General features: G+C 73.5%; 4 protein-coding genes. 1 reads left to right on the top strand and 3 read right to left on the bottom strand.

All coding sequences use genetic code 11. The annotated features are described in order from the left end of the window. Positions 1 to 218: 218 nt before the first annotated feature. Positions 219 to 1,490 (top strand): ribonuclease H family protein, encoded by a 1,272-nt coding sequence (locus BH719_RS07210; RefSeq protein ID WP_034255363.1) that lies wholly within the window; start codon positions 219 to 221, stop codon positions 1,488 to 1,490. Positions 1,491 to 1,635: 145 nt separating this feature from the next. Here BH719_RS07210 and BH719_RS07205 read toward each other — a convergent pair whose 3' ends face one another. From BH719_RS07205 to BH719_RS07195, 3 genes are read right to left on the bottom strand one after another with little or no spacing between them, the layout of a single operon-like run. After that, entirely contained in the window at positions 1,636 to 2,463 is an 828-nt protein-coding gene (locus tag BH719_RS07205) for an amino acid ABC transporter ATP-binding protein (RefSeq protein WP_009744157.1), read from the bottom strand. Beyond that, a complete protein-coding gene (locus BH719_RS07200; protein ID WP_009744156.1) occupies positions 2,451 to 3,128 on the bottom strand; it encodes an amino acid ABC transporter permease in 678 nt (225 codons plus the stop codon). The genes BH719_RS07205 and BH719_RS07200 overlap by 13 nt, the downstream gene beginning before the upstream one ends. Next, entirely contained in the window at positions 3,109 to 3,768 is a 660-nt protein-coding gene (locus BH719_RS07195) for an amino acid ABC transporter permease (RefSeq protein WP_021613087.1), read from the bottom strand. Before BH719_RS07195 ends, BH719_RS07200 begins: the two co-directional genes overlap by 20 nt. Between the last annotated feature and the right edge of the window lie 111 nt (positions 3,769 to 3,879).

Below are 3,879 nucleotides of genomic sequence, written 5' to 3'. Positions count from 1 at the left end.
CGCTGGACGGCGCGGGCCGAGGAGTTCGCCTTCGCCCTGGGCCAGGTGGGCGTGGCGCAGTAGGCGCCGCGGCGCGCCCCCGGGACGGCCACGCGGGCCGCTGGCCCCTCGGCGCTCCCCGGGCAGCCGCTCGGGACGCTGGGCGCGGTACCGGAGCGACGGCTCCACCGTGCGGGAACCGGGGCCGGGGCGCCCGCGCCGACGCTACCATTGGGCGCATGACGATCACGGTTGCTGTTGACGGCTCCTCCCTGGGAAACCCCGGCCCCGCGGGCTGGGCGTGGGTGGTGGACCGCGACTGCTGGGACGCGGGCGGCTGGCCCGAGGGCACGAACAACATCGGCGAGCTCACCGCCCTGCTCGAAGCGCTCGAGGCGACCGCCGCGGCGGGGCTGTCCGACCAGGGGCTCCACGTCCTGGCCGACTCCCAGTACGCCATCAACGTCGCCAGCAAGTGGCGGATCGGCTGGAAGAAGCGCGGGTGGACGAAGGCCGACAAGAAGCCCATCAAGAACCTGGCGCTCATCCAGCGGATCGATCGCGCCATGGAGGGCCGGACCGTCACCTTCGAATGGGTGAAGGGCCACGCGGGGCACCCTTTGAACGAACTCGCCGACGACTTGGCGCGGGCGTGCGCGCAAACCTACCAGGAGGGCGGCACTCCGGCTCCCGGCCCCGGTTTCCGGGCGCGCGGGGAGGACGGGGCTGACGGCGCGGAACAGCCCGACGGGAGCGCCAGGACCCTGGGGGGAGTGGGCACGGACGGCGCGGAACAGCCCGACGGGAGCGCCAGGACCCTGGGGGGAGCGGGCACGGAAGGCGCGGAACAGCCCGGCCGGAGCGCCGGGACCCCGGGAGGCGCGGACCCGGACAGCGCGGGGAGCACGCAGGAGTCCCCGGGATCCGGCCCGGAGCCAGCGGACGGCGTCTCCACGGGCGCGATCCCGTCCCACGCGGCCGCCGGGCCACGGGGCGGACGCGGGCGCAAGAGCACGCGCGGGCAGCGCCCCTTCTCCCCCCACCCATCCGTCGGCGGGGCCCCAGAGCCCGCCACGGCGGTCGGCCCCGAGCCGACCCGGGCCCCGGATCCTGGGCCCGGGGAGCCCGCCGCACCCGGCTCGGCCCCGTCCGTGCCCGCGGGCGCTGGGGCATCCGCTGCTAGCGGCCCGTCCGCTCCGGCGCAGGAGGCCGCCGACCCCATCGACTGGGAGAAGCGCTTCCTCGTCGCGTGGACCGGTGGCGACGAGGAGGCCCTGGCGCGGATCACCGGGCCCCAGACCACCAGGATCTGGCCGGGCGGGCAGGCGACGACCACACTGGCGGGCCCCGTCCCCCCGAAGGCGAGCATCGGGCGTTTCAACGTGCAAAGAGCGGGCGAGGCGTTCCTGGTGCGCTACACGCTGCGCTGGGAGGGCGGGTCGTCCGTGGAGTCCAGCGTCTGGCTGCCCGGCCCCGTCCTGGTGCACCACCAGTCGACCGAGAGGGGCTGACGCCGGCGGGGACCGCCTCCGGCGCCGGTGCCCAGCCCCGGCGGCCCCGCGCGGCGGGGCCGTCCGGACCGGGCGGGCCAGGAGCGGCACGCCAAAGGGCCAGCGCCTCCGCGACCGTCGGCTCCCAGGCGGACAGCGGCGCCCTTCAGAGATTGGCCCCCTCGAAGGTGAAGATGTCGAGGAAGCGGCGGGCCCTCTCAGTGCCCGGCCTGGCGAAGAACCTGCGGGGCGGCGCCACCTCGACGACCCGTCCCCCGTCCATGAACACGACGCGGTCCGCTATCGCGCGGGCGAAGTCCATCTCGTGGGTGACGATCACCATCGTCATGCCCTCGCGGGCCAGGTCGAGGACCACGTCCAGCACCTCGCGGACCATCTCCGGGTCCAACGCCGCCGTCACCTCGTCGAGCAGCAGCACCTCGGGCTCCATCATGAGGGAGCGGACGATGGCGACGCGCTGGCGCTGCCCGCCCGAGAGCTGGCGCGGGTAGGAGTCCGCCCTGTCGGCCAGCCCCACGCGCTCCAGCAGCGCACGGGCGCGCTGGCGCGCCGCGGCCCTCGCCTCGCCGCGCACGCGGACCGGGGCCAGCACCAGGTTCTCCATGACGGTCAGGTGGGGGAAGAGCTCGTAGGACTGGAACACCATGCCCACACGCTGGCGCACGGCCTGCCAACGGACGCCGGGCGCGGTGAGCTCCTCCCCGTCCAACTGGATGCTGCCGCTGTCGACGGGCTCGAGCCCGTTGATAGTGCGCAGCAGCGTGGACTTGCCGCATCCGGAGGGGCCGATGACGACCACGACCTCGCCGTCGGCGACGTCCAGGGAGACGCCGCGCAGGGCGTGGTGGCCCCCCGGGTAGGTCTTGTCCAGGTCCACCAGGCGCAGCCGCGGCGGCGCGCCGGGGCCGGCGGACTCGGGGGCGGACGCCCGCTCGGGGGCGCCGGCGCCGGTGTTCTCATTCAGTTCTGCCATGTCTTCTCCAAGTGGCGCGAGAGCAGCGAGATGGGCCAGCACACCAGGAAGTAGGCCACGAAGACCACTCCGTAGACCCACAGCGCCGCTGTCGGGTATTCGAATCGGTTGGCGTCGATGATCTGCTGGCCCACTTTGAGGACCTCGACGACGCCGATGAGGACCACCAGGGACGTGGTCTTGACCATGCGGGTCACCAGGTTGACGGCGGGTGGCGCCAGGCGGCGCACGGTCTGCGGCAGGATCACGAAGCGCATGGCCTGCCGGGCGTCCAGGCCCAGCGCCTCGGCGGACTCGTACTGGTGACGGGGGATGGAGATGAGCGCCCCCCGCACCAGGTCCCCCATCTCGGCCGCCCCCCACAGCGTGAACACCAGGACGGAGGCGGTGATGCCGTCCAGGTTGACGCCCGTCAGGCGGGTGAGCCCGAAGTACGCCAGGAACAGCAGGACGATCTGCGGCATGATGCGCACGAACTCCAGGTACGCCCGCATGAGCCACCGCAGGGGCGCCAGGCGGGACCTCATCGCCAGCCCCACGCCGACCCCCAGCACGAGGGACAGCGCCACCGAGACGGCGGAGACGCCCAGGGTGACGGCGAGCCCCTCGAGGATCCGCAAGGCGTTGCGGCCCTCCCACAGGACGTTAATCCCCGAATCCTGCACGGCGCGCCCTCCTCTCCAGCAGTCGGGCCGCCAACGAGACGGGCAGCAGGACCACCAAGTACGAGGCGACCAGCAGGACCAGCGCCTCGGACGTGTTGTAGGAGATCCCAATGAGGTCCTTCGCGACGTACACGAGGTCGGGGAGCGCGACCACGGACACCACGGACGTCTCCTTGATCAGGAAGATCGTGTTGGCGGCCAGGGGCGGCACCGAAACGGCGAGCGCCTGGGGGAGCGCCACGAAGCGCAGGACCTGCGCGGGGCTCAGCCCCAGCGACGCCGCCGACTCCCACTGGATGGGGGCGACCGAGTCCAGGCCCGCCCGCAGGGCCTCCGCCATGTACGCCCCTCCCAGGAAGACGAGGCCGACGACCGCGCAGGTCTCGCCGCTCCACTTCACGCCGACGCGCGGCAGCCCGAAGTAGATGAAGAAGAGCTGCACGAGCAGTGGCGTGTTGCGCGACAGCTCGACGTAGGCGGTCACGATGCGGCCGATGACGGGGATCCTGAACTGCGTGACGGCGGCGCACACCAGGCCCACCGCCAGGGAGCCCGCGATGCCGATGGCCGCGATCTTGACGGTGAGGACCGCCGCCTTGGCGTACAGAGGCGCGTACTCGGCCAGTACCTCTGGGTTCACTGTTCTCCTCCTTCGTTCGACGGGGCCCTCCCCGCACCCGGGCCGACGCCGGTTCCCACGGCCGGGCCCTGGGGTGGGCGGGCTGGCGCTCCGGGGCGGCCCGGCGCCCCG

It is taken from the genome of Pauljensenia hongkongensis (assembly GCF_001746855.1).
In the GTDB taxonomy this organism is placed as follows: Bacteria; Actinomycetota; Actinomycetes; order Actinomycetales; family Actinomycetaceae; genus Pauljensenia; species Pauljensenia hongkongensis.
The sequence above is the reverse complement of the archived record's forward strand: the minus strand, read 5'-3'. Positions and strand labels throughout refer to the sequence as shown.